The following is a 551-nucleotide window of genomic DNA, read 5'->3' on the forward strand; positions in this document are numbered from 1 at the left end:
AGGGCAGCAGCGAATCACACACACGCGCCAATGAAAATCCGCTACGAGTCAAAACCTAAGCGCGGCGGTATCACTCACCATAGTGGGGGAGCGCATCATCCATGAGCTGCGTGGGCGGTCATGCCTGCCTCTGGAAATCGTGCCGGCCCGGCGCAAGGGCTGCGCGGTGACCCGCAGCTTCTCCAGCCGGATCACAGAGCGGACGGTGCTGGAGCAGGCGGTGGCGGCGCATGCCACGCGGCTCGGGGAGAAGCTGCGGCGCGACGGGCTCGCCGTGTCGGCGGTCACGGTCTTCTATCACACCAGCGAGCACGACCGCGGCGACCCGATGCGCTCGGTCTCGACGGTGGTGCACCTGCCGGAGGCGACGAACGATAGCCGTCACCTGATCCAGGCGGCGCTCCATGGCGTGGCGAAGACCTGGAAGGAGCAGGGGCCGACGCCTTGGCGCTACAGCAAGGCCGGGCTGGTCACAACAGACCTCATGCCCCTCGACGAGGCGCCCCGACCCCTCTTCGATGCGCTCGACCGCGAGAAGTCCGGTGCGCTGA

The 551-nt window shown here is 67.5% G+C and carries 1 pseudogene; it reads left to right on the plus strand.

Going from position 1 to position 551, the window contains the following annotated elements:
• Window positions 1-70 precede the first annotated feature (70 nt).
• A pseudogene (locus MFF64_RS36590) lies at window positions 71-551 on the plus strand (DinB/UmuC family translesion DNA polymerase); the annotation flags it as partial.

Source organism: Methylobacterium frigidaeris, from assembly GCF_022179185.1.
Lineage (GTDB): Bacteria > Pseudomonadota > Alphaproteobacteria > Rhizobiales > Beijerinckiaceae > Methylobacterium > Methylobacterium frigidaeris.